This window comes from Kosakonia sp. MUSA4 (genome assembly GCF_013085925.1).
Classification (GTDB): Bacteria; Pseudomonadota; Gammaproteobacteria; order Enterobacterales; family Enterobacteriaceae; genus Kosakonia; species Kosakonia sacchari_B.
The window spans coordinates 2,546,460-2,567,280 of the sequence record NZ_CP025697.1 but is presented as its reverse complement, the minus strand read 5'-3'; the positions used below and the strand labels follow the sequence as shown (position 1 = coordinate 2,567,280).

Below are 20,821 nucleotides of genomic sequence, written 5' to 3'. Positions count from 1 at the left end.
CCAAGCTGAAGGACAGAACTATGCAACATCACTTGTTTATCAATGGAGAACTGGTTAACGGCGAAGGCGAGAAACAGGCTGTCTACAACCCGGCCACCGGCGAGGTGTTGCTGGAGATCGCCGAAGCCTCCGCCGCGCAGGTCGATGCGGCGGTGCTGGCCGCCGATCGGGCTTTTGCCCGTTGGGGGCAAACCACGCCAAAAGCGCGGGCCGAATGCCTGCTGCAACTGGCGCAGGTGATTGAGGACAACGCCGAAACCTTTGCGCAACTGGAATCCCTCAACTGCGGCAAACCCTACCACTGCGTGCTGAATGATGAAATTCCGGCGGTGGTGGATGTGTTCCGTTTCTTCGCTGGCGCGGCGCGCTGCCTGAACGGGCTGGCGGCCGGGGAGTATCTGGAAGGGCATACGTCGATGATCCGCCGCGATCCGCTGGGCGTGGTGGCATCCATTGCGCCGTGGAACTACCCGCTGATGATGGCAGCATGGAAACTGGGCCCGGCGCTGGCGGCGGGTAACTGCGTGGTGATCAAACCGTCGGAAATTACCCCGCTGACGGCGCTGAAACTTGCCGAACTGGCGAAAGATATCTTCCCGGCTGGCGTGCTGAATGTGCTGTTTGGCCGCGGTCAGACGGTCGGCGATCCGTTAACCGGCCACGAAAAAGTACGTATGGTGTCGCTCACCGGTTCGATCGCCACCGGCGAACACATTATTGCTCATACCGCATCGTCAATTAAGCGCACCCATATGGAACTGGGCGGCAAAGCGCCGGTGATTGTGTTTGATGATGCGGATCTCGACGCTGTAGTCGAGGGCGTGCGCACCTTTGGTTTTTATAACGCCGGGCAAGATTGCACCGCAGCATGCCGGATTTACGCGCAAAAAGGGATCTACGATGCGCTGGTCGAAAAACTCGGTGCCGCCGTCGCCAGCCTGAAAATGGGGGCGCCAGAAGAGGAAAGTACCGAACTGGGGCCGCTGAGTTCTGCCGCTCATCTGGTGCGCGTCAGTAAAGCCGTTGAAGAGGCAAAAGCGCTGAGCCACATCAACGTGGTCACCGGCGGGAAAAAGGGCGAGGGCGCAGGCTATTACTATCAGCCAACCTTGCTGGCCGGAGCGAAACAGGAAGATGCCATTGTGCAGCGCGAAGTGTTTGGCCCGGTGGTCAGCGTCACGGTGTTTGATGATGAAGAGCAGGTGCTCGGCTGGGCAAATGACTCACAGTACGGGCTGGCATCATCAGTCTGGACGCGTGATGTCGGGCGGGCGCATCGCTTAAGCGCGCGCCTGCAATATGGCTGCACCTGGGTGAATACCCATTTTATGCTGGTCAGCGAAATGCCGCACGGCGGGCAGAAACTCTCTGGTTACGGCAAAGATATGTCGCTGTACGGGCTGGAAGATTACACGGTTGTTCGTCACGTAATGATCAAACATTAATCGTTGAATAAAGCCATGGAAGGCTTTTAAAAAACCTTATGAATCATGAGGCAAATCTCATAGATAAATTATCTGTGTTGTTATTCATGAAAAACTGATTTAATAATATTCAGCCATCAGCGGAGTGGCGAAATATCTTAATCAAATAATACCGCGCACCAGCATTTCCTCTGCCCGTCATATGAGTGTCATCGGTTCTATAACAGACAGTCATTGCGACAGAAGATAATGGCTGGCTTTTTTATAAAAAACAGGCAGGGGAAAACCCATAATGAGTAAAATCGTGGTCGTGCTCGTACCCGGGGGCGCGTCTGAGTTTTTGACGGTCGATGATAGCGAAACCGCCGTCTCATGGGCTACTGGTAACGGTAGCAGCGGAGCGCAAACCGGTTTGTTACCCATCGAAACCTACTATTGCGAAGGCGAAGAGTTTTATTTTGCGCGCGTGGAAAATCTTTCCAGCAGTGAAATCGCCTCAGCATCATTTAATTAAAAAAAGGGCTCCAGAGTGAGCCCTTTTTTATTTAATTATTTAATTAATTTGCCTGCTTATCGTTTTAAAAATGCTTCATTCTCGCGCGGCGCCCAATCTTTCTCTGAAAAATCATAGGTCGGGTAGGACTCTTCTTTTACACCCTGAGAACGAATAACGGCGCGAACTTCCGCCGACAGGTTTTCATCACGAAATAATTCTGCCAGTACAAACAGCGTATCAATAAAGGATAACTGTTTTACTTCAAATGGTTTCCAGCCGGTGCGTTTAAAAATCAAATGATAAAGCGCTTCTTCGCCTGCCAACGGAACAAAGCTGCTGGCGTACTTCTCGCGGTGGCGCGCAAGCAGATATTCAAGGATAAAAATCTGCGCAATGCGCTGGCGTGCTGCCTGTCCGCGCGGTGTGTCAGTGGTCATATCGATGTGCGTTATGTCATTGTTTTCACGCACCCGAATTTCTATGGCTTGCCACAGGTCGTCATAATTCTGCATAACCTTACCTTGTTTGATCCGAAGTATTCCTTACAGAGAGACAATATCAGAGAAGATTGTGCGCCGCCAAATTTCCCGATGCTTACGTTAATGCTTCAGAATCTTAAATTCAGACTTAAGTTAAATCTCACTATAAAAAAGAAAAGGGTCAGCGTAATTTGTGTTTAATCAATATTCACAGGGTGTGAGAATAATAATCTGCATATTCCTACCTTTACCAGGATAACAAAAATGCGAATTCGTTCGATGATGTGGGGGATGGTTGTTGCGGTCTCATTGCTGGGCGCAACAGAAGGGGTTGCCAGAACGCAGGCGCTGTCCGATGCGCAGGTTAAAAAAGCGATCATTGCGGAATCCATTGCGCAATATCCCGGTCCCTGCGCCTGCCCGTACAATCAGGCGCGCAACGGCAGTGCGTGCGGCAGGCGCAGCGCCTGGAGCAAACAGGGGGGCTATTCGCCACTTTGTTATCCTGACGATGTCAGTAAAGAGCAGGTGAAAGCCTGGCGCGAGCGCCAGCAACCGTAAAATTGACAGGCCGGGTAAAATCCCGGCTTTTTTATGTTCTTCAGTAAGTTAAATCAAAATTACTGATGGCCTGGATTGTTACAAAAGTAATTAAACTTGATAAATATCAACAATTAGAGCATATTGCGCACGTTTTGTTACTTCCAGGTTAATGTTTGTTATGTCGTTATATCAAAAAATGTTGGTTTTCTACGCAGTGATGGCGTTGATTTGCGCACTGATTACCTGGTTCCTTTCCCACGATCGTAAACGCATTCGCTTGCTGAGCGCCTTTCTGGTCGGTTCCACCTGGCCAATGAGTTTTCCCGTGGCGTTGTTGTTCTCGATTTTCTGATCATAAAGCGTGACGAATAAAACGATACCTTATTGAAAATTAGGGCAACATGTTAGCTGAATGTTTACCTAAGGACAGGAGGCATACGTTGGAACTCTACACAAAACTGCTCATCTTTTACGTTGTAATGGCCGTACTGTCCGGCGTGGCAACGTACTTTCTGGCCCGCGACAACCGCAAAGTCCGACTCCTCAGCGCACTACTCATTGGTGCCACCTGGCCCATCAGCTTTCCGGTCGCGTTACTGTTTTCACTCTTTTGATCGCGATCTCTCCCTTTTATCGCAATACTGTATATAATCACAGTTATCCGATAAAAGGGAAACCTCATGAACACATTCTATTCACGTTATGCTCAGGGGCAGGTGCGTTGGCTCGATCTGCCGGGGCACGGCGATCCGCTGGTGTTTATCCACGGGCTGGGCTGCGCATCATCGTTTGAATATCCGCGTGTGGTTGCCGATCCCGCATTTGGCGGCAGGCGCGCCATCCTTATCGATTTACCCGGCAGCGGTTACAGCGAACGGCCAGCCAGTTTCTCCTATCGCACCAGCGATCAGGCGAAAGTGGTGGTGGAGTTGCTGGATAAGCTCGATCTGCAGGCCTTCTGGCTCTACGGCCACAGCATGGGCGGCAGCATCGCCATTGAGGTGGCAGCGCAAATGGCCGAACGTGTGAATGGGCTGGCGGTATCGGAACCCAATTTCTATCCCGGCGGTGGTATGTTCAGCCGCCAGATTGCCAGCCAGGATGAAGCGGGGTTTGTCACCAGCGGTTACGCGGCAATGCTGGCGCAGGAGAAAACCGCGTGGGCCGGATGCCTGCAAAGCAATGCGCCGTGGGCGGTCTGGCGAGGAGCAAAAAGCCTGGTTGACGGTATTGAGCCAACGTGGATGACGCTGTTTGTCGATTTCCCGCGGCCAAAAACGCTGATCTTTGGCACGCTTTCACTGCCGGATAATGACGAAGAAGCGGTGCGAAAACAGGGGATCCCGGTACAGGTGATTGCCGATGCGGGGCATTCGATGTCGTGGGAGCAGCCCGCCGCGCTGGCGCAGGCACTCAGCCACTTTATTGGCGGTTTTGTGGAATAACATCCGCTAAGGGAAAGTGAAGTTCTTTGGATTGAAGCGCTATCCAGTGGCTCCGCAACAACTTACTGGCACCCGCTTCCAGAACGGTGAGGCTCTGCTTGCGGCAGAGCCTGAAAACTCACTATCCATTGTCCGTTGTCGGTATCGTGGCATTTTCGCGTAATTTGCGCATAATGAAGTACTTCATGAGCGCTGAAATCAAAAGCGCCACAGCCAATATTCCGGCAAAGACCTGCATCATGGCATCATAGCTTCCTGTATTTTGTCGAATCAGCGACGACACGGACGATCCCACCAAACCCGCGATGGCCCAGGCAGTCAATACATAGCCGTGGATGGCGCTGACCTGTTGGAATCCGAATATATCGCCAATATAAGCGGGTAACGTCGAATAACCACCGCCATAGCAGGTGATAATAAGCAGTAGCGTAGCTTCAAATAACACGATCTCATCCAGTGAGGGCAGTAATCTGAATGCGGCAATTTGCAGAATAAAAAAGGTGATAAAGGTACTGGGGCGCCCAATGATATCTGAGAAAGATGCCCACAAAATTCGGCCAAAACCATTGAATAAACCAATCATTCCGACCAGCGCTCCAGCCGCCAGCGCTGATATTCCCGTGGCTTCCTGAGCCAGAGGGGAAGCCACCGAAATCACCGCAATGCCACAGGTGATATTAATGAACATCATCAACCACAATCCATAAAAGTAAGGGGTGCGAACCGCCTTATTGGCCCGCATCGGCATAATTCCCTGAGCCGGGAGCGTTGTTGTTTTTTCTGGCTTATTTTGCGCACCCGCGGGTGTCCAGTTTTTCGGTGGCGGCGAGAGATAGCTGGCTGAAACTAGCATGATCAGGCAATACACGCCTCCCAACAGGTAAAATGTGAATGAAATACCCTCCGCAGCAATTAATCGGGTCATCACCGGCCCACCCAGAAATGCCCCGAAGCCAAATCCCATTATTGCAAGACCAGTGGCAAAGCCTCGACGATCCGGAAACCATTTCATCAGGGTAGAAACGGGCGTGACATAACCGGTACCCAGTCCGATACCGCCAATAGCGGAAAAGCTCAATAACAACCACAGGCGAAGGGTGTTGTCGGTGATGAAATCAGAAGTGGCAAAACCTGCACCGAGAAGGCCGACTGTCCAAATTAATGCCGACAGGATGCCTGAAAAACGTGGCCCCCGACGCTCGACCACATGCCCCATTATTGCGGCAGACGTTCCCAGGAGAAAAATAGCCAGACCAAACGGCAGGCCCGCCTCAAAATCACTCCAACCAAAAGCATCTATAAAGGGTTTTTTAAACACGCTCCAGGCATAGACTGAACCTAAAGATGCATGAATTCCTACTGCCGCAGCAGCAACAAGCCAACGATTTTTCATAAACGTCCTTGATTTACTTGATGATATTCCTAATTTGTACTGACATATATTTAGCGTGACATACCGCTTTTCCGCTTTGTGTATCCATTCACTTAAAGCAAATTTCACGCCATATTTTTAAACAATTGAAATTATTATTCTTTAAAATTGAAAGTCATGCATGACGTGTCATTTAGTCATTTTTGACATTACGATGGCATTACCGACGACTAAGGATTGTCGCAATCATTGCTCAACCCACCGTTGGCCAGGGAAATTACGTGCGCGAAATTCCCTGTTGTGCCGCACAAATAAAAAACCCGGCGCGCAATACCGGCCGGGTTTCTTTTTGTACTGCATCCGTTTTAGCTTATGGCAGTAGAGACTTCAGCTTCTTGCGCGCCGCCGGAGTGACATCCAGCGGGTGGCGGTAGCCAATGTTTTCCGTTGCACGGTGATAGAGCGCAACCAGCCAGTCGTAAACATAGCGGGTGGCGGCGTGAACCGGCTGCTCGCTCAGTCGGGTTAAGCGCGTGTTGCTCGCTTCCGTCGAACCGGTGGCGAAAATGGCGCGGTCTTTCTGCACGCGGCTGGCCGGACGATCGGCTTCCGCCACCGAGGCATAACCGAGCCAGGCGACAAAGTTGCCAATCGCGGCATGCAGCTGCGCGGCGCAGGCAGTATCACGCTGCATGATGGCTTGCAGCTGCTCCGGCAGATTGAGGCGGTAGCTGCTGGCAATCACAATTTCCGCCATCTGGCGCAGGGCAGACGGACTGAGCCCAAGACGCACAGCGTTGTCGTCGTTGCGGCTCCACTGGCGAACATGGTTAACCCACAGCGCATGCGCCTGCTGGCCGACATCTTTGCTTTGCGACTGCTGTTCCGCGTTGTCCGGCGATTCGGCAAACAGATCGATTGCATCATTAAACAGGCCGCTGACTTTCTCTTCGCGCGGCTGCTGTACTTTCCACAGCGTATCGAACTGCTGCATATCCGGCTGCAAACCTTCCAGCAGTTCACCGTGGCGGGAAGCCTGGCCCTGCAATTCGCGCACCACGGCTTCAGCGCGGGTGCGCTGAGTAGCCGCATCCTGCTCCGGGCTGACGAGCCATGTTTGCAGCAGCTCGCGCAGCGCATGCTGATGGCGCTCTGCCAGCGCTTTTAAACGCTGTTGACGCAGATCCGGCGCGGTGGCCTGCGCTAACCATGCCAGCAGGCGTTGCAGACTGCTGGCATCCAGCGCTTGCAACGTGCCCCAGTGTTGTCCCGGTTTGCCGATCAACTGCTGGACCGCTTCATCCAGGTTCTGCGCCAGCGTAAAACGCGCATCTTGTGGCGTAATTGCCCAGACCAGACCCGGCAACGCCGCTTCCTGGCCCGATTGCGTCTCTTTTACCCAGTTGAGCAGGGCGCGGGCAGTGGCTGCGGTAGTCGAACGCTCCAGCGTGGCGTTGCAGATCATCAGCACGTCCGGCTGTAAACGCTGGCGATAGCTCTCCAGCAGCCAGCGGCATTTGCTGCGCCACAGCGGTTGGCCGTCCTGCGGGCCGGGCACCGGGATATCCAGAATATCCACTGACGGCAGCACGCTGTTTTCCACCGGCAGCACCAATTCGCGGGTGATCAGCGCCAGCGTCGCCAGTGGAATACTGACGGCATTGAGCCGTTGATCGTTGGCCCAGGGATGCACCACCACTTCATCATGAATCTCTTCGCTGCCGGGTTCCGCCGGGGTTAAAAATCCATCTGTCGGCAGGGCGAAGCTATCGACCAGAACGCTTAACGGCGCGGCCAGTTCGCTGGCATTGCCGGTCTGGTGCAGGGTGTGCGCCAGCGCCAGCCACTGCTGCGTCAGCTCGTGTTGCTCGCCCCATAATAACGACCAGGCGCTGGCCCGCGCGCTGAGATCCAGTTGCGGCAGCAGGCTGGCGAATTGATACCACAAAGCATCGTCCATTTGCTGCTGCGACGAAGGTACAACCGAGCGCCAGAAACGGGCAATGCCGCCAATCTCTTCGGCGGTGATCCCCGGTACCGGATTCGGCTGGCGCAGGGCGCGCCATTTCGCGACCCGGCTTTCGATCACCGCTTTATCGGCCGCACGCAATTCCGGCTGCTGCTGGGTATGGGCAATAAACAACTGCACCAGTTCGGCTTCGCTGATAATGCGCAAACAGAGCGGAAAGCTGTCGTCCATCGGCGAGTGATCCGGGCTGAAACGCAGCGCCATGCTGGTCAGCGCGTGGCCCGGATTGATGTGGGTAAAGTAATCCAGCGTTTTGTCGCCCGGACGCACATCCAGCCGCCCGTTGCCGCTACCGCACAGCGCGCCGAGCAGATGGGCTTTCGCCGCCTGCGAATGGCCATACAGACCGATGGTGCAGGGCGCGTTAACGGCGTCGCGCAGCGCGGTTTCTCCGGCTGCAGCCGCATTCAGGCGCGCCAGCAGCGCGTCGGCATCATCATCCAGCAGCGGTGAAAGTGTCCGGTTCTCGTTAATCCATGCGCTCAACGCCTGGGTGGTGTTTACGCTCGCACTCATTTCAGATACACACTCCCGCTGTCGATCCAGTAGTGACTACCGCTATGGCGGCGGTCGGCCAGCGTATTCAGTTTAAAAGTTAACGCGTCGGCAGGCACCGGCGTTCCGTCCTGCAACCAGGCTTCGCTCAGCGTCAAGGATTCCGGGCCGTGATGTTTGTTGCCGCCGCTAAAGGCCAGGCGCACATTTAACACGCCATCGCCAGCGATGGTTTTCGCCAGATCCTGCGAGTTAATGCTCAGCGTATAGAGCGGCGTGGCGGGCCAGCGGGCGTTAGCTAACTGACGGAAACCCAGCGTCACATTGCCGCGCAGCGGGAAGTGCAGCTTCGCATCCAGCTTGGCGCCCGGTTTATCGAGATCAATATCGTGATACCAGATGTTTTCGTCACGCAGGGTGTTAACCACATTATCCAGCACGCCGAGGTAGCGCACGGTGGAGTAAGCGCCAATGTCAGCCGCCTTAAAGTTAAAGCGCGGCAGACGCAAATCCAGCGCCAGGCTGCACAGCATCGCACCGACCGCCGCTGTTGATTTCGGGTTACCGATTTTGCCCTGCTGGCTGAAGGGATACCACTCATGCACGCGATATTTATCCAGCCAGATCATGCGGTTAACCGGAACCGGTTGCAAATGGCGGATCAGCGCCTGCACGCCCGGCAGGCAGCCCGGACGGCCGGTGATCAGCAACACGTCACAACTGTAGTGGGAAATGGCTTCGCACACCGCATGCAGCGGGGCGGTCAGCGTAAATTGCCCGTTCAGCATCGCATCCTGCAATTCGCGGAAATTGACCTGCAACGGCACGGAAAGCACGTCGAACTCCGCCGAGCCGGACGGCAACGCATGATCGATCGCCTGACGCAGATAATTCATCACGTTGCGCGTCGGCTGCTGCTTGAGCAATTCGCCGAAGGTCGCATGCAATCCGGCCAGCGGATCGTTGATATCGCTCTCTTCCCAGGCGGCAAGGATCGCGTGACCGATCGGCATAAACAGTTGCAGCGTGGTCTGCTGGCGCAACACTGCCTGCGTATCAATACGTCCGGAATCGCCAAACAGCGTCGCCATAATCGCCGCCGCATCGCTGATGCCCGCTTTTTGCATCTGCGTTTGCAGCGCAGGCAGCACGCAGCGCTGGATCACATCCAGCAGAATGTCGTCACCCGCCACTTTAAACCCTTCGCGAAACAGCAGTTGCGGGGTGATTTTGACGTTGCTGCCGGTGCCATCATCAAGCTGATAATGGGTGATCGCCATATCGGTGGTGCCGCCGCCAATATCGACAGAGGCAACGCGCAGCGAACGGCCTTTGACTGCGCCGGGCGCTTCCTCGCGATCCGGGCGGGCGAGGGAGGCAAAAAAGGTTTCTGTCTGCCCGGCAAAACGGGAGATCGCTTCGTTATACAGCCACACCAGTTGTCCGCAGCTTGCTTCGTCCCACTCCATCTGAATATGCGGAACCGGCACCACGCTCTTTTCCTGCTGCTTGCGGTTGGCAAAGTCTTCATCCTGCGGATGCCAGCCCATCGCTTTCCACACCAGCGCTATTGCTTCAAACATGCGGCGGCGGAAGATTTCACGCTCCTGCTTCGGCATCGCGGAAGGCAGGGTCAAAATGATGGTGCGCAACTGGCGCGGAGACGCCGGGAAGCCGAGGCGTAAACGCGTCGCCACGCTGTTGATTTGCCCCAGCGCCTGCGACAGCAATTCGCACAGCATATGGGTCATCAGGGTGCTGCGGCTGTACTGCGGCGAAAAGACCGGCAAACGCTCATCCAGCGGCAAGCTGTAGAGCGGCTGGCCTTCATCGTTCATCAGATTCATCAGTGGGAAAGCGGTGGCCAGCGGTTCGCGCTGCGTTTTGCTGTTCATCTGGCTAAAGCGCCAGTCCTGCAACACCGGGGTTTCATCCCACAGATAACGGCGCGGGCTGGAGATCCCGCTGTTGCCTTCAGTACCGACGCGCTGCATCGCCAGTTTGCGGGCTTCATCGCCGACGCGCACAATCGACGGCCAGATGAATGCATCTTCGCGCCCGCTCTCCACCGAGAAGTGCTGCTTACCAAAACGCGCTTCCGAAAACTCCAGCCGGCTGGTAAATAACGGCTCGTTAAGGAATTGCGGCTCGCTGAGCGATCGCACCTGCAACTCTGCCGTCTGGCGCAAACCGTCATTGGCATCGCCATGATCTTCAATGATTACGCCGCAGGTGTGGGTGTTACCGACATCGAGGATCAGATCAACCGGAATCGCCGGGGTACTCAGCGTATGGGTGACAATTTTGACTTCCGGCACCTGCAATTGCGAGCCGAGCAGGGTCATCAGGTTCAGCCAGTGCGCCTGGTATTCAAAGCCGCGCAGCGCCTGCGTGATTTCCCGCTCGCTGCGGCTTTCATGCTGCGAAATGTAGTGTAAGAAGGCTTCGCGCAGCCAGCCGTCAACCCAGGTTTGATCGAGGAAATCGGCGACTTCATCATCATGCCAGGCCAGCGCAAAGCGCGTGCCGTTAAGAATGTCGTTCTCCTGCGGCGCCAAAGAAGCCGGGGAGTTGTCGTTGATCTGGCTGTCGAGCGCCAGCGCGATACGGTGCGTATTGCCTGCGCTGTCCGGCTCGCTCAATTTACGGATCTGCACCCGCGCCCAGTTATCCGGCCCTTCAACAAAAGTACGCGGCGGGTTAAAGCGCAAAAAAGGCACCGGCAGCCAGACGCCATCGAGGATCGACAGCGAATACTGCAACGCGTGGGTACTTTCCGGCTTAACCACTTCCGGCTGACCGCCATCGCGGTTCGGCAGGGTATAGCGCTCGTTCACCACATCAAAATCGAGTCGCAGCAGCGGGCCGTTAGCCGTTTTACGCACAAAACGGCCGCTATTGGCCGAATCCTGCGGCGTCACGCCAAAATCAAGAAACTGCACGCCGCTGTTGGCAATCAGCGTCACGCTCTGTTTGTAGTCGCAAAGATTAACCAGCATAAACTCAGTCACCTGTTTTTCTGAACGTCACCGGAACGGTGGTTTTGGCGTCAAAACGTGCGCTGCACTCGGCTACGTCGTTGCTGCCTGCTTTACAGGAAATGTCCGGCATCGGGTAACGGGTACCGTCGCTGCACCGCGCGTTACCGCGGCTTTTAATCAGCAGTTCGCCGGTGTCGTGCAGGCCAGAGAAGAGATCTGCGCGGCAGGTAATGTTCTTACCGTGAACAATGCGCGCCGACCCTTTGTTGTTCTGGATCTGGTAACGCACCGCTGGCGCTTTGCCGGTCACCGGATCTTTGACATCCAGATCAACGCGCCAGCTACCGTTAAGGAATTTAGTCGAACCGATTTTCACCTCGACAGCATCCATCACCAGCGCACCTTTCGGGATGGCGGAAATCACCACCGGCTCTTTCGCTGCGGGTTTCTCGACTACGGGTTCAACTGGGGCAGAGACTTCCGCCTGGTGCAGCGGCAGCTTCGCCGCCAGCACAGGAATTGGCGCGGCCTGCATGGCGGGCGGCGCAATCTCGACAGGTTCAACTTTGGCAACCACCGGCGCGGGAGCCGGAACCTCTTGTTGCTTCAGCAGCAGCGGGGTGGCAATAGCCGCCGCAACGGCGGCGGCAACCGGCAGTGCCCACAGACCGTAGCGACGACGTTTTTTCGCCGGCGTCGCGGCAACCGGTGCGGGTTCTGGCGTCGGCGCGGCCTGCACCGGCGGCTCTTCAACCGGTTCAGGCTGCATTTTGATTTCCGGCGGCGGGCTTAACAGCGGCGCATCCGCCTGGCTGAAGGTGACTTCAACGGCAGGCTCTTCTTCTGGCTCCGGTTCCGGCAGCATGGTGATTTCCGGCACTTCGGGTTCCGGTTCGCGCAGACAGTCGAGCACATTTTCACGCGCGCTTTCATTGAGGTTGACGAACCCCCAGAAGGTGATGACCGGTTTGCCATCGACGAGGAAAACGTGGTTTTCACCGGGAAATTGCAGCGCTTTTTCCAGCAGCGAGCCAAACAGCTGCTGCGCTGTTTTCTGCGATTGCAGGCATTTGCGGCTCAGGGCATAAGCGCTGTCGAGGGTATTTTCGAGGTGCTCGCGGGCGCGGCTTCGCGCCTCTTCATCGGCGGCTTTCCACGAAACCGAACGACCGTCGATGGGTGAATACCAGTCGACACGATCGCCTTCATCATTGACCTGGGGTATTGCCAGACAGTCAACCAGCGCCTGCTGTTTGCGCAGACGCAGTGCTTCACGAATTTGTAATGCCGAATCAAATACGGCCTGACCGCCGCCGCCCACGGCCTGGAAATCATCCAGATCGCCGCTGCGTAAGAGAGTTTTTGCCACGTTTTCATCCCATAGGCTTCTTTACGCGTCTACTATACGCAAACTTGTCGCCAGTAAAAGGAAGAGGAGACTGCAAAACCATTGAATTCTCGATGCATAGATAACATCAATCAGACTTGACGCCGCGATAATTATTTAAGATAAGTTTTAATCGTAATGATGGTTGATATTTCAGCGAAATCAACTGCTTTAGCATAACCTGATAGAGAATCACTATTTGCCAGTTCACCTGAGCTGTGCTGAGATTACTACTCCATATAAATAAGAAGGTTCCTGATAATGACTACGGGGAAAACGCTGCTCGCCCTCGCGCTGAGCACATTGTTACCGGCAAGTGCTGCATGGGCTGCATCTAACGACACCATCGTCTACTGTTCCGAAGCGTCGCCTGAATCCTTTAACCCGCAAATTGCCAGTTCCGGGCCTACTTTTGTTGCCAGCTCGCAGGTGCTTTACAACCGCCTGGTCACCTTCGATCCGGTGAAAAATACCCCGATTCCGTCGCTGGCGACGGAGTGGAAAGTGTCGGAAGATGGCAAAACCTGGACGTTTACACTGCGCCAGGGGGTGAAATTCAACAGCAATAAATATTTTAAACCGACGCGCGATTTCAATGCCGATGACGTGATTTTTTCCGTCATGCGGCAGATGGACGCGAAACACCCGTATCACAATGTTTCGCAGGGTAATTACGAATACTTCACCGATGTCGGCCTTGATAAGCTGATTAAAGAGGTGAAAAAGGTGGATGATTACCACGTCCAGTTTGTGCTGAACGAACCGAACGCCGCATTTCTTGCCGACTGGGGGATGGATTTCGCCTCTATTCTCTCAGCAGAATACGCCGATGCGATGCTGAAAAAAGGCACGCCGGAAAACGTCGATAACTGGCCAATCGGTACTGGCCCCTATGTGTTGCAGCAATATAAAACCGATGCGCAAATCCGCTACCTTGCCAACCCGAACTACTGGGAAGGCCCGGTACCGACTAAACACCTGATTTTCTCTATCACTCCGGATGTGCAGACGCGCCTGGCGAAGCTGCAAACCAACGAGTGCCAGATCATTCCGGCACCGTCACCGGTGCAGTTCGATCAGATCAAAAACAACAAAGATTTGACGCTGCATACCGTTGATGCGCTGAACGTCGGTTATCTGGCGTTTAATACCGAGAAAAAACCGTTTGATAACGTACTGGTGCGTCAGGCGCTGAACTACGCCACCGATAAGCAGGCGATCGTTAACGCCGTATTCCTCGGCTCGGGCAGCGTGGCGAAATCACCGCTGCCGCCCAATATGCTGGGCTATAACAAAGATCTGAAGGATTACAGCTACGATCCGGAAAAAGCCAAAGCACTGCTGAAACAGGCGGGCCTGGAGAAAGGCTTTGAAGCCACACTGTGGTCAATGCCGGTACAGCGCCCGTATAACCCGAACTCGCGCCGTATCGCCGAGATGATCCAGAGCGACTGGGCGAAAGTGGGCGTAAAAGCGAAGATTGTCTCTTTCGAATGGGGCGAGTATCTGGCCGGAATGCGCAAAGGCGAGCACGATACGGCACTGTTCGGCTGGATGTCGGATAATGGCGACCCGGATAACTTCGCCGATACGCTGCTGGGCTGCAACAGCATCAAAACCGGCGCCAACGCCGCGCGCTGGTGCGATAAAGGCTATGATGCGCTGGTGCAGAAAGCCAAAGTGGTCAGCGATCCGGCGGCACGCGCCAAACTGTACGAACAGGCGCAGGATATCTTCTACCAGCAGGCGCCGTGGATTGCGCTGGCGAACGGCAAAACCTTCTACGCCACGCGCAGCAATGTGACCGGTTACCAGGTTAGCCTGATGGGCAGTGATTTCTCGAAAGCGAAATTGAATTAAAGGAGTGGATATGTCACATCTGGATGAGGTTGTCGCGCGCGTTGATGCGGCCATTGAACAGAGCGTTATTATTGGGATGAACGAATTACTGGTTGAACTCAGCGATGATGCCGCGCTAAGCCGGGAAGAGCGCTACACGCAGCAGCAGCGCCTGCGAACGGCGATTGCGCATCACGGCCGCCAGCATAAAGAAGATATGGAAGCGCGCCGTGACCAGCTCACCAAAGGTGGCTCAATCCTGTAATCAGAACTGGCGTCTGGCAACCAGCCAGGCGCCAATCACCAGCAGCACCGCGCCGCACACCGGGCCAATCAGCGCCCGCAGCGCGATCCCCTGACTCCTCATCACATCCATCGCCAGCCCGCCAATCAGCTGGCTTGCCACCAGAACCGCAATGGTCGTGGCCGCGCCAACGTACTGATAACCGCTGATGCTGGCAAAGACAAAAAACGAACCCAGCAGACCGGGAATCAATGTCCACCACTTCACGCTGGCGTACAGTTCCTGAAACCCGCTCATCCCGTGCTTAATCAGCAAAATCGAGACAAACAGTACAATACCCACCAGCGAGTTGAGCAGCATGGCGATAAGGATCGTCGAGGCCGACTGGGTAATGCGCACCATCAGCGTATTTTGCACGACCAGGCCAATCCCGGCGGCGATCAGAAAGGTGAGGGTCAACGACTGGTTCATTAGATAGCATCCGGATCGGTACGGTTATCGAGCTGCAACTGCATAAAGGTTAAATCGAGCCAGCGGCCAAACTTGGTGCCGACCTGCGGCATTTCCCCGGTGGTGACAAAACCCAGTTTACTGTGCAGGTGAATAGAGCCGTGGTTTTGCGATTCAATCCCCGCCACCATCACATGTTTGCCAATGCGTTTCGCTTCTTCAATCAGACGTTCCATCAGCGCCAGCCCGAGGCCTTTGCCCTGATGTTCTGGGTGAACATACACCGAGTGCTCGACGGTGTGGCGAAAACCGTCGAAAGCGCGCCAGTCACCGAACGAAGAGTAGCCGGTGACCACGCCATTTTCTTCACTGACCAGCACCGGATAACCCAGTTTGGCGCGCGCTTCAAACCAGGCAATGCGGTTCCCGACATCGACCGTTTGATCGTTCCAGATGGCGGCGGTGTTCACCACTGCATGGTTGTAGATCTCCGCAATGGCGGCACAATCTTCTTTCCCGGCAAAACGAATATTCATGGTTGAACCTCAGATTTGTACACTATAGTATTACGATATGAATACTATCTCAGACAATATAAATCAACGGATCAGTGCCCGAATTCGTGTAGAACGTGAATCCCGCGGCTGGTCATTGAGCGAACTGGCCGAACGCGCGGGCGTTTCGCGGGCGATGATCCACAAAATCGAGCGCGGCGAGAGCAGCCCAACGGCGGCGCTGCTGGCGCGGCTTTCCGGCGCGTTCGGCATCAGCATGTCAACGCTGATTGCCCGTGCTGAAATGCAGGAAGGAAAACTGCTGCGCTACGCCGATCAGCCGGTATGGCGCGATCCGCAAAGCCACTACCTGCGCCGCCACGTCTCGCCGCGCAGCGATCTGCCTATCGATCTGGTGCAAATCGACCTGCCTGCGGGCAGCGATATTCCGATGCCCGCTTCTTCGTATGCGCTGGCGCGGCAGTTAATTTGGTTGCAGGAAGGCGAGTTGGTGTTTGTCGAAGGTGATACGCGACACGAGATGAAAGCCGGGGATTGCCTGGAACTTGGGCCGCCGAACGATTGCCGTTTTATCAACGAGAGCAGTGCGCCTTGTCGCTACCTGGTGGTGCGGCTCAACCACGCCGGTTCATAATGTTAACGCGCTGCTGGCAGGAAACGACTAGTATCAGTAATTAGTCTTTCATGCACAGGAGAGCACGATGAACCAATCTTCTCACCGCAATCGCCGTTGGGTACTGGCTTCCCGTCCACATGGCGCCCCGGTTACCGACAATTTCCGCCTTGAAGAGGACGACATCGCAACGCCCGGCGAAGGCCAGGTGTTACTGCGTACTGTTTACCTCTCGTTAGATCCCTATATGCGCGGTCGTATGAGCGATGCGCCATCCTACTCGCCGCCGGTAAAAATCGGCGAAGTGATGTGCGGCGCGACGGTCAGCCGCGTGGTCAGTTCACTGCATCCGGATTTTGCCGAAGGCGATTGGGTGCTGGCTTACAGCGGCTGGCAGGATTACGACATCGCTAACGGCGACGATGTGATCAACCTTGGTAAAGATCCGCAGCATCCTTCCTGGTCACTGGGTATTCTCGGCATGCCGGGGTTTACCGCCTACATGGGGCTGCTTGATATCGGTCAGCCGAAAGCGGGGGAAACGCTGGTTGTTGCCGCGGCAACCGGCCCGGTCGGCGCAACGGTCGGGCAGATCGGTAAAATTAAGGGCTGTCGTGTTGTCGGGGTTGCCGGGGGCAAAGAGAAATGCCGCCATGCCGTGGAGGTGCTCGGTTTTGATCTCTGTCTTGACCATCACGCGGAGGATTTTGCCGAACAACTGGCGGCGGCCTGCCCGCAAGGGATCGATATCTATTTCGAAAATGTCGGCGGCAAAGTCTTTGATGCCGTACTGCCATTATTAAATACTCAGGCGCGAATTCCGCTTTGCGGATTAGTCAGCGGTTATAACGCCACTGAACTTCCTGACGGCCCGGATCGTATTCCGCTATTAATGGCAACGCTGCTTAAAAAACGAATTCGGTTGCAGGGATTTATTATTACGCAGGATTACGGTCACCGAATTAATGAATTCCAGCAAGAAATGGGGAAATGGGTAAAACAGGAAATAATTCACTACCGTGAGCAACTCACAGAAGGTCTTGAGCGAGCGCCAGAGACGTTTATCGGTATGCTGGAAGGTCGAAATTTCGGCAAGGTCGTCGTGCAAATTGGACCCTCACGCTAAACGATTGATGGCGGCGAAAAAAACCGCCATCAGAATTGTGCAAAATCTGAAAAAACGTCTTTAATTAGACATGCATAAGGAACTGATAACCTTGTGAAGGCGGTTCCTGGTAGTTGTGCATAATAACTAATTATTAGCTACACCTTTTACGCGACAATCCAATATCAGGCATGTTTATATAATATATTTGAATGATTACGGACACGCTACCAGGCTGAAAATAAATAAGAAATTATACAGGACGCAAACATGCTTGATTTGGAAAAAGCGCAACGAACCAGCCTTACTATGCAGGTGGAGGCGAGTCTGAAGAATGCGCTTATTATCGGCGCGCTGAAACCTGGCGCACGGCTTATCACGAAAGAAATAGCAGATCAGTTGGGTACCAGCATTACTCCGGTACGGGAAGCGCTTTTGCGGTTGGTCTCCGCAGGCGCACTGCATGCCACACCGGCGCAGGCGTTTTTGGTGCCGGAAGTCAGCCTCGAACGCTATGACGAAATCAACCAGATACGCAAAAACCTTGAAGGGATGGCTGCCCGTGCCGCCAGTCAAAGTATGACCCCGGAGAGGATCAGGGAGTTGCGTGCGCTGGCGGCGGCTTTTCACGAAACACTAAAAAGTGGCCATACCGAGCAGATGTTGCAGGCAAATCGGATTTTTCGCTTTTCGATTTACCAGCAGGCAGGTATGCCGACATTGACAGCACTGATTGAGCAATTATGGGTACGCATTGGCCCATGTTTTAATTATCTTTATCCACATTCGGATGATTTAACACGCAGCCACGATTATTCAGACTTATTAGCCGCACTTGAAGAAGGTGATGCCTTTGCCAGCGAACGCGGAATATGGCGCGCCATCGATGAGGGCGCAAACATTATCCATAAGCAATTTTATCGCTGAGCGATTTTTCTTAAATACAATCATTTAACCTAAATCATGGATGTTGCCCGACAAAAATTTGTCATTGGGGCGCATCCATATCACGTTTTGCACTTATAAGACCAGTTAATACCTGTAATCCACGCATTCCCTGCCGATAACCTTTTAGCGCGTAGTAAGGCGCTAACATTTGGTGTCCAGCGAGGAGTCGGGGAATGTCATTTAACCAACGGTTAAGCAATATAAAAATTAGTAGAAAGCTGTCGGTAGGATTTGGGTTAGTTCTGTTTCTGGTTGCTGTTTCTTCTGTCCTCAGTGTGTTGCGCTTTCAGGAAATCCGCGACGTTTACCAAAAAACCAATCTGTTGTACAACATCAACATCGAAGTGTTTCAGGCAAAAATTAACCGCCTGAAATATTTCTATGGTGATGATAAATCGGGTCAGGTGATGTCTGATTATGTGCGCCACGCTTCAGAGTTGACGGCAAGTGCTGACAACATGAGCTGGTCCACCAACGAAAAGCAGATCATCAGTGATGTCGCCGATCATCTGGCGAAATTCCAGAGCAGCATTGGCGAAATGCAAAAAGCGACCAGTGATATTCACGCTGTTCGTGATGCGCTGGATAAACTCGCTGCTGAAGATCTTGCCGCCAGCTACACCACGCTCGTGCGTACGCCGGTTGCCGATCCGGGCCTGATGACGCAAGTTTATGAGCAATTATTTGCTATCAGCGCCGTGCGTGAAGCGGCGCTGGTCGTCCGTTATAGCCCAGGCAAAGAGAGCAGCGACGCGCTGGAACGCCATTTCAGTGACACGCAAAAAAGCGTGCAGGCGCTGGCGAGCCAGTTGCCTGGCGAACTGCAAGCGCCGTTACAGGCTTTATGGGATAACACCGTTAAATACCACGATCTGAGCCGCAACTATTTCACCGCCTACCAGGCGCTGAAGACCGCAGAAGATCATGTTAAAACCAGTGGCGATAACAGCAGCGCGGCGCTGAAGCAGATCATTACGCTGGTGAAAGCGCACAACGATGAGCTGGCCTATAGCTCCAGTACCATCGCCGCAATTATTGGCGCTATCGCCATTCTGCTTGGTGTGATTGTCTCCTGGTGGGTGATCCGCCAGATTACCCGTCCGATTGACCGCAACCTTGCGCTGGCGGAACGTATTGCCAGCGGCGATCTCAGCTCGCAAATTCGCGCGCAGAGTACCGACGAGCTGGGGCAATTGACCGGGGCAATGGGGCGGATGAACGACACACTGCGTGAAATGATCCACGAAGTGCGTAACAGCGTGACAAAGGTTTCCCGCGCGGCAACCGAAATTGCCGAAGGCAATACCGATCTCTCTTCCCGTACGGAACAGCAGGCCGCAGCGGTTGTGGAAACGGCCGCCAGCATGGAAGAGTTAACCGCGACGGTGAAAAATAACGCCGATAACGCCCGTAACGCCAGCAGCCTTGCAGCGCAGGCCTCACAGACGGCCGGCGAAGGCGGTACGGTGATGCGCGAAGTGGTGAACACCATGGGCGACATTCACAGCAGCTCTAACAAAATTGCTGATATCACCGCAGTGATTAACAGCATTGCATTCCAGACGAACATTCTGGCGCTGAACGCCGCGGTGGAAGCCGCGCGTGCCGGTGAACAAGGCCGGGGTTTCGCCGTAGTGGCCAGCGAAGTGCGCAGCCTGTCTCAGCGCAGTTCACAGGCGGCAAAAGATATTGAACAACTGATCAGCGAGTCGGTTTCCCGTATCAATGTCGGCAGTGAATTAGTGGCCAAAGCCGGTGAAACCATGGACCAGGTTGTCCAGTCGGTAACGCGTGTTAACGATATCATGGGTGAAATTTCCTCCGCGTCGGAAGAGCAGAGCCGTGGTATCGAGCAGATTGCCCGCGCAGTGAGCGAGCTGGACAGCACCACGCAGCAAAACGCGGCGCTGGTGAGCGAATCGTCTTCAGCGGCAGGTTCGCTGGAAGAGCAGGCGCGTCTGCTGGAAGAACTGGTGGCTACGTTCCGTCTGGAGCAAAACGAAGCCAAAAGCGCGCCGAAATCCTCCACAGGGAAACCCAAAGCCACGCCAACGGCGAATGCACCTGCTGCACCGCGTGAAACGCAAAGCAGCGATGAAGGCTGGACCACTTTCTGATAGCGTTTTAACGCGGTAAAAAAAGCCCGGAAGCTGATGCTTGGACTGCACCCCAAAAGTTGGACACCCAACTGAGTAAGGTGCAGTTTTTTATGGCAAAGCCAAAATATTCCCTCGAAACCAGATTAGCTGTAGTTAATCACTACCTCGCCGGAAAAGATGGAACACACCGTACCGCTGAACGTTTTGGTGTTGAAAGAACATCAGTGCGACGCTGGGTAAGAGCCTGGCAACTCCACGGTCTTGATGGTATTACCTGGAAAAATGACCGCCATTCTCCGGCGTTCCGGATGACTGTTGTCCGGACTGCTCCCGATGAAGAACTTTCAATGCGTGAGG

General features: G+C 54.4%; 20 protein-coding genes. 13 read left to right on the top strand and 7 right to left on the bottom strand.

Going from position 1 to position 20,821, the window contains the following annotated elements; genetic code table 11:
* Nucleotides 1–20 precede the first annotated feature (20 nt).
* Nucleotides 21–1,445 (top strand): aminobutyraldehyde dehydrogenase, encoded by a 1,425-nt coding sequence (patD, locus tag C0557_RS12165; RefSeq protein WP_208658625.1) that lies wholly within the window; start codon nucleotides 21–23, stop codon nucleotides 1,443–1,445.
* Nucleotides 1,446–1,716: 271 nt separating this feature from the next.
* A complete protein-coding gene (locus tag C0557_RS12160; RefSeq protein ID WP_064566303.1) occupies nucleotides 1,717–1,938 on the top strand; it encodes a hypothetical protein in 222 nt (73 codons plus the stop codon).
* Nucleotides 1,939–1,994: 56 nt separating this feature from the next.
* On the opposite strand, the gene C0557_RS12155 is transcribed toward C0557_RS12160, so the two are convergent.
* Nucleotides 1,995–2,432, bottom strand: coding sequence for a hypothetical protein (locus C0557_RS12155; RefSeq protein ID WP_074776490.1), 438 nt, complete (start codon nucleotides 2,430–2,432; stop codon nucleotides 1,995–1,997).
* Between the two features lie 258 nt (nucleotides 2,433–2,690).
* On the opposite strand from C0557_RS12155, the gene C0557_RS12150 reads away from it, so the two are divergent.
* The 4 genes from C0557_RS12150 to C0557_RS12135 all read left to right on the top strand — a co-directional run bounded on the left by C0557_RS12150 (nucleotide 2,691) and on the right by C0557_RS12135 (nucleotide 4,387).
* On the top strand, nucleotides 2,691–2,960 hold the full coding sequence (locus C0557_RS12150) for a hypothetical protein (protein WP_253073834.1): 270 nt from the start codon (nucleotides 2,691–2,693) through the stop codon (nucleotides 2,958–2,960).
* A gap of 160 nt (nucleotides 2,961–3,120) precedes the next feature.
* Nucleotides 3,121–3,294, top strand: coding sequence for a GhoT/OrtT family toxin (locus C0557_RS12145; protein ID WP_064569008.1), 174 nt, complete (start codon nucleotides 3,121–3,123; stop codon nucleotides 3,292–3,294).
* Between the two features lie 88 nt (nucleotides 3,295–3,382).
* Nucleotides 3,383–3,556, top strand: a complete 174-nt coding sequence (locus tag C0557_RS12140) for a GhoT/OrtT family toxin (RefSeq protein WP_074776489.1) — start codon at nucleotides 3,383–3,385, stop codon at nucleotides 3,554–3,556.
* A gap of 66 nt (nucleotides 3,557–3,622) precedes the next feature.
* Nucleotides 3,623–4,387, top strand: coding sequence for an alpha/beta fold hydrolase (locus C0557_RS12135; RefSeq protein WP_208658623.1), 765 nt, complete (start codon nucleotides 3,623–3,625; stop codon nucleotides 4,385–4,387).
* 121 nt (nucleotides 4,388–4,508) lie between these two features.
* Here the strand turns inward: C0557_RS12135 and C0557_RS12130 are convergent, their stop codons facing one another.
* From C0557_RS12130 to C0557_RS12115, 4 genes are all read right to left on the bottom strand, one after another.
* The gene (locus C0557_RS12130) at nucleotides 4,509–5,780 is read right to left on the bottom strand and encodes an OFA family MFS transporter (RefSeq protein WP_208658622.1); all 1,272 of its coding nucleotides are present in this window, start codon (nucleotides 5,778–5,780) and stop codon (nucleotides 4,509–4,511) included.
* A 349-nt stretch (nucleotides 5,781–6,129) separates the two neighbouring features.
* Nucleotides 6,130–8,304 (bottom strand): virulence factor SrfC family protein, encoded by a 2,175-nt coding sequence (locus C0557_RS12125; RefSeq protein WP_208658621.1) that lies wholly within the window; start codon nucleotides 8,302–8,304, stop codon nucleotides 6,130–6,132.
* Nucleotides 8,301–11,282, bottom strand: coding sequence for a virulence factor SrfB (locus C0557_RS12120; RefSeq protein WP_208658620.1), 2,982 nt, complete (start codon nucleotides 11,280–11,282; stop codon nucleotides 8,301–8,303). The genes C0557_RS12125 and C0557_RS12120 overlap by 4 nt, the downstream gene beginning before the upstream one ends.
* A gap of 4 nt (nucleotides 11,283–11,286) precedes the next feature.
* A complete protein-coding gene (locus C0557_RS12115) occupies nucleotides 11,287–12,633 on the bottom strand; it encodes an SrfA family protein (protein WP_208658619.1) in 1,347 nt (448 codons plus the stop codon).
* A 279-nt stretch (nucleotides 12,634–12,912) separates the two neighbouring features.
* Between C0557_RS12115 and C0557_RS12110 the strand changes: the two genes are divergently transcribed.
* A complete protein-coding gene (locus C0557_RS12110) occupies nucleotides 12,913–14,511 on the top strand; it encodes an ABC transporter substrate-binding protein (RefSeq protein ID WP_208658618.1) in 1,599 nt (532 codons plus the stop codon).
* 10 nt (nucleotides 14,512–14,521) lie between these two features.
* The gene (locus C0557_RS12105; protein ID WP_208658617.1) at nucleotides 14,522–14,755 is read left to right on the top strand and encodes a YdcY family protein; all 234 of its coding nucleotides are present in this window, start codon (nucleotides 14,522–14,524) and stop codon (nucleotides 14,753–14,755) included.
* Here C0557_RS12105 and C0557_RS12100 read toward each other — a convergent pair whose 3' ends face one another.
* Nucleotides 14,756–15,205: a DMT family transporter gene (locus C0557_RS12100; protein WP_074776484.1), complete on the bottom strand. Its 450-nt coding sequence runs from the start codon at nucleotides 15,203–15,205 to the stop codon at nucleotides 14,756–14,758.
* The gene (locus C0557_RS12095) at nucleotides 15,205–15,720 is read right to left on the bottom strand and encodes a GNAT family N-acetyltransferase (protein WP_208658616.1); all 516 of its coding nucleotides are present in this window, start codon (nucleotides 15,718–15,720) and stop codon (nucleotides 15,205–15,207) included. The genes C0557_RS12100 and C0557_RS12095 overlap by 1 nt, the downstream gene beginning before the upstream one ends.
* 37 nt (nucleotides 15,721–15,757) lie before the next feature.
* On the opposite strand from C0557_RS12095, the gene C0557_RS12090 reads away from it, so the two are divergent.
* The 5 genes from C0557_RS12090 to C0557_RS12070 form a co-directional block, all read left to right on the top strand.
* Nucleotides 15,758–16,333: a helix-turn-helix transcriptional regulator gene (locus tag C0557_RS12090; RefSeq protein WP_074776482.1), complete on the top strand. Its 576-nt coding sequence runs from the start codon at nucleotides 15,758–15,760 to the stop codon at nucleotides 16,331–16,333.
* A gap of 67 nt (nucleotides 16,334–16,400) precedes the next feature.
* Nucleotides 16,401–17,438, top strand: a complete 1,038-nt coding sequence (locus tag C0557_RS12085; protein ID WP_208658615.1) for an NADP-dependent oxidoreductase — start codon at nucleotides 16,401–16,403, stop codon at nucleotides 17,436–17,438.
* 249 nt (nucleotides 17,439–17,687) lie between these two features.
* Nucleotides 17,688–18,344, top strand: coding sequence for a GntR family transcriptional regulator (locus C0557_RS12080; protein WP_007372109.1), 657 nt, complete (start codon nucleotides 17,688–17,690; stop codon nucleotides 18,342–18,344).
* A gap of 194 nt (nucleotides 18,345–18,538) precedes the next feature.
* Nucleotides 18,539–20,482 carry a methyl-accepting chemotaxis protein gene (locus C0557_RS12075; RefSeq protein ID WP_208658614.1) on the top strand — a complete coding sequence of 648 codons (1,944 nt, stop codon included), beginning with the start codon at nucleotides 18,539–18,541 and terminating at the stop codon, nucleotides 20,480–20,482.
* Nucleotides 20,483–20,574: 92 nt separating this feature from the next.
* Nucleotides 20,575–20,821: helix-turn-helix domain-containing protein (locus tag C0557_RS12070; RefSeq protein ID WP_217273278.1), on the top strand; the 247-nt coding region annotated here is incomplete at its 3' end.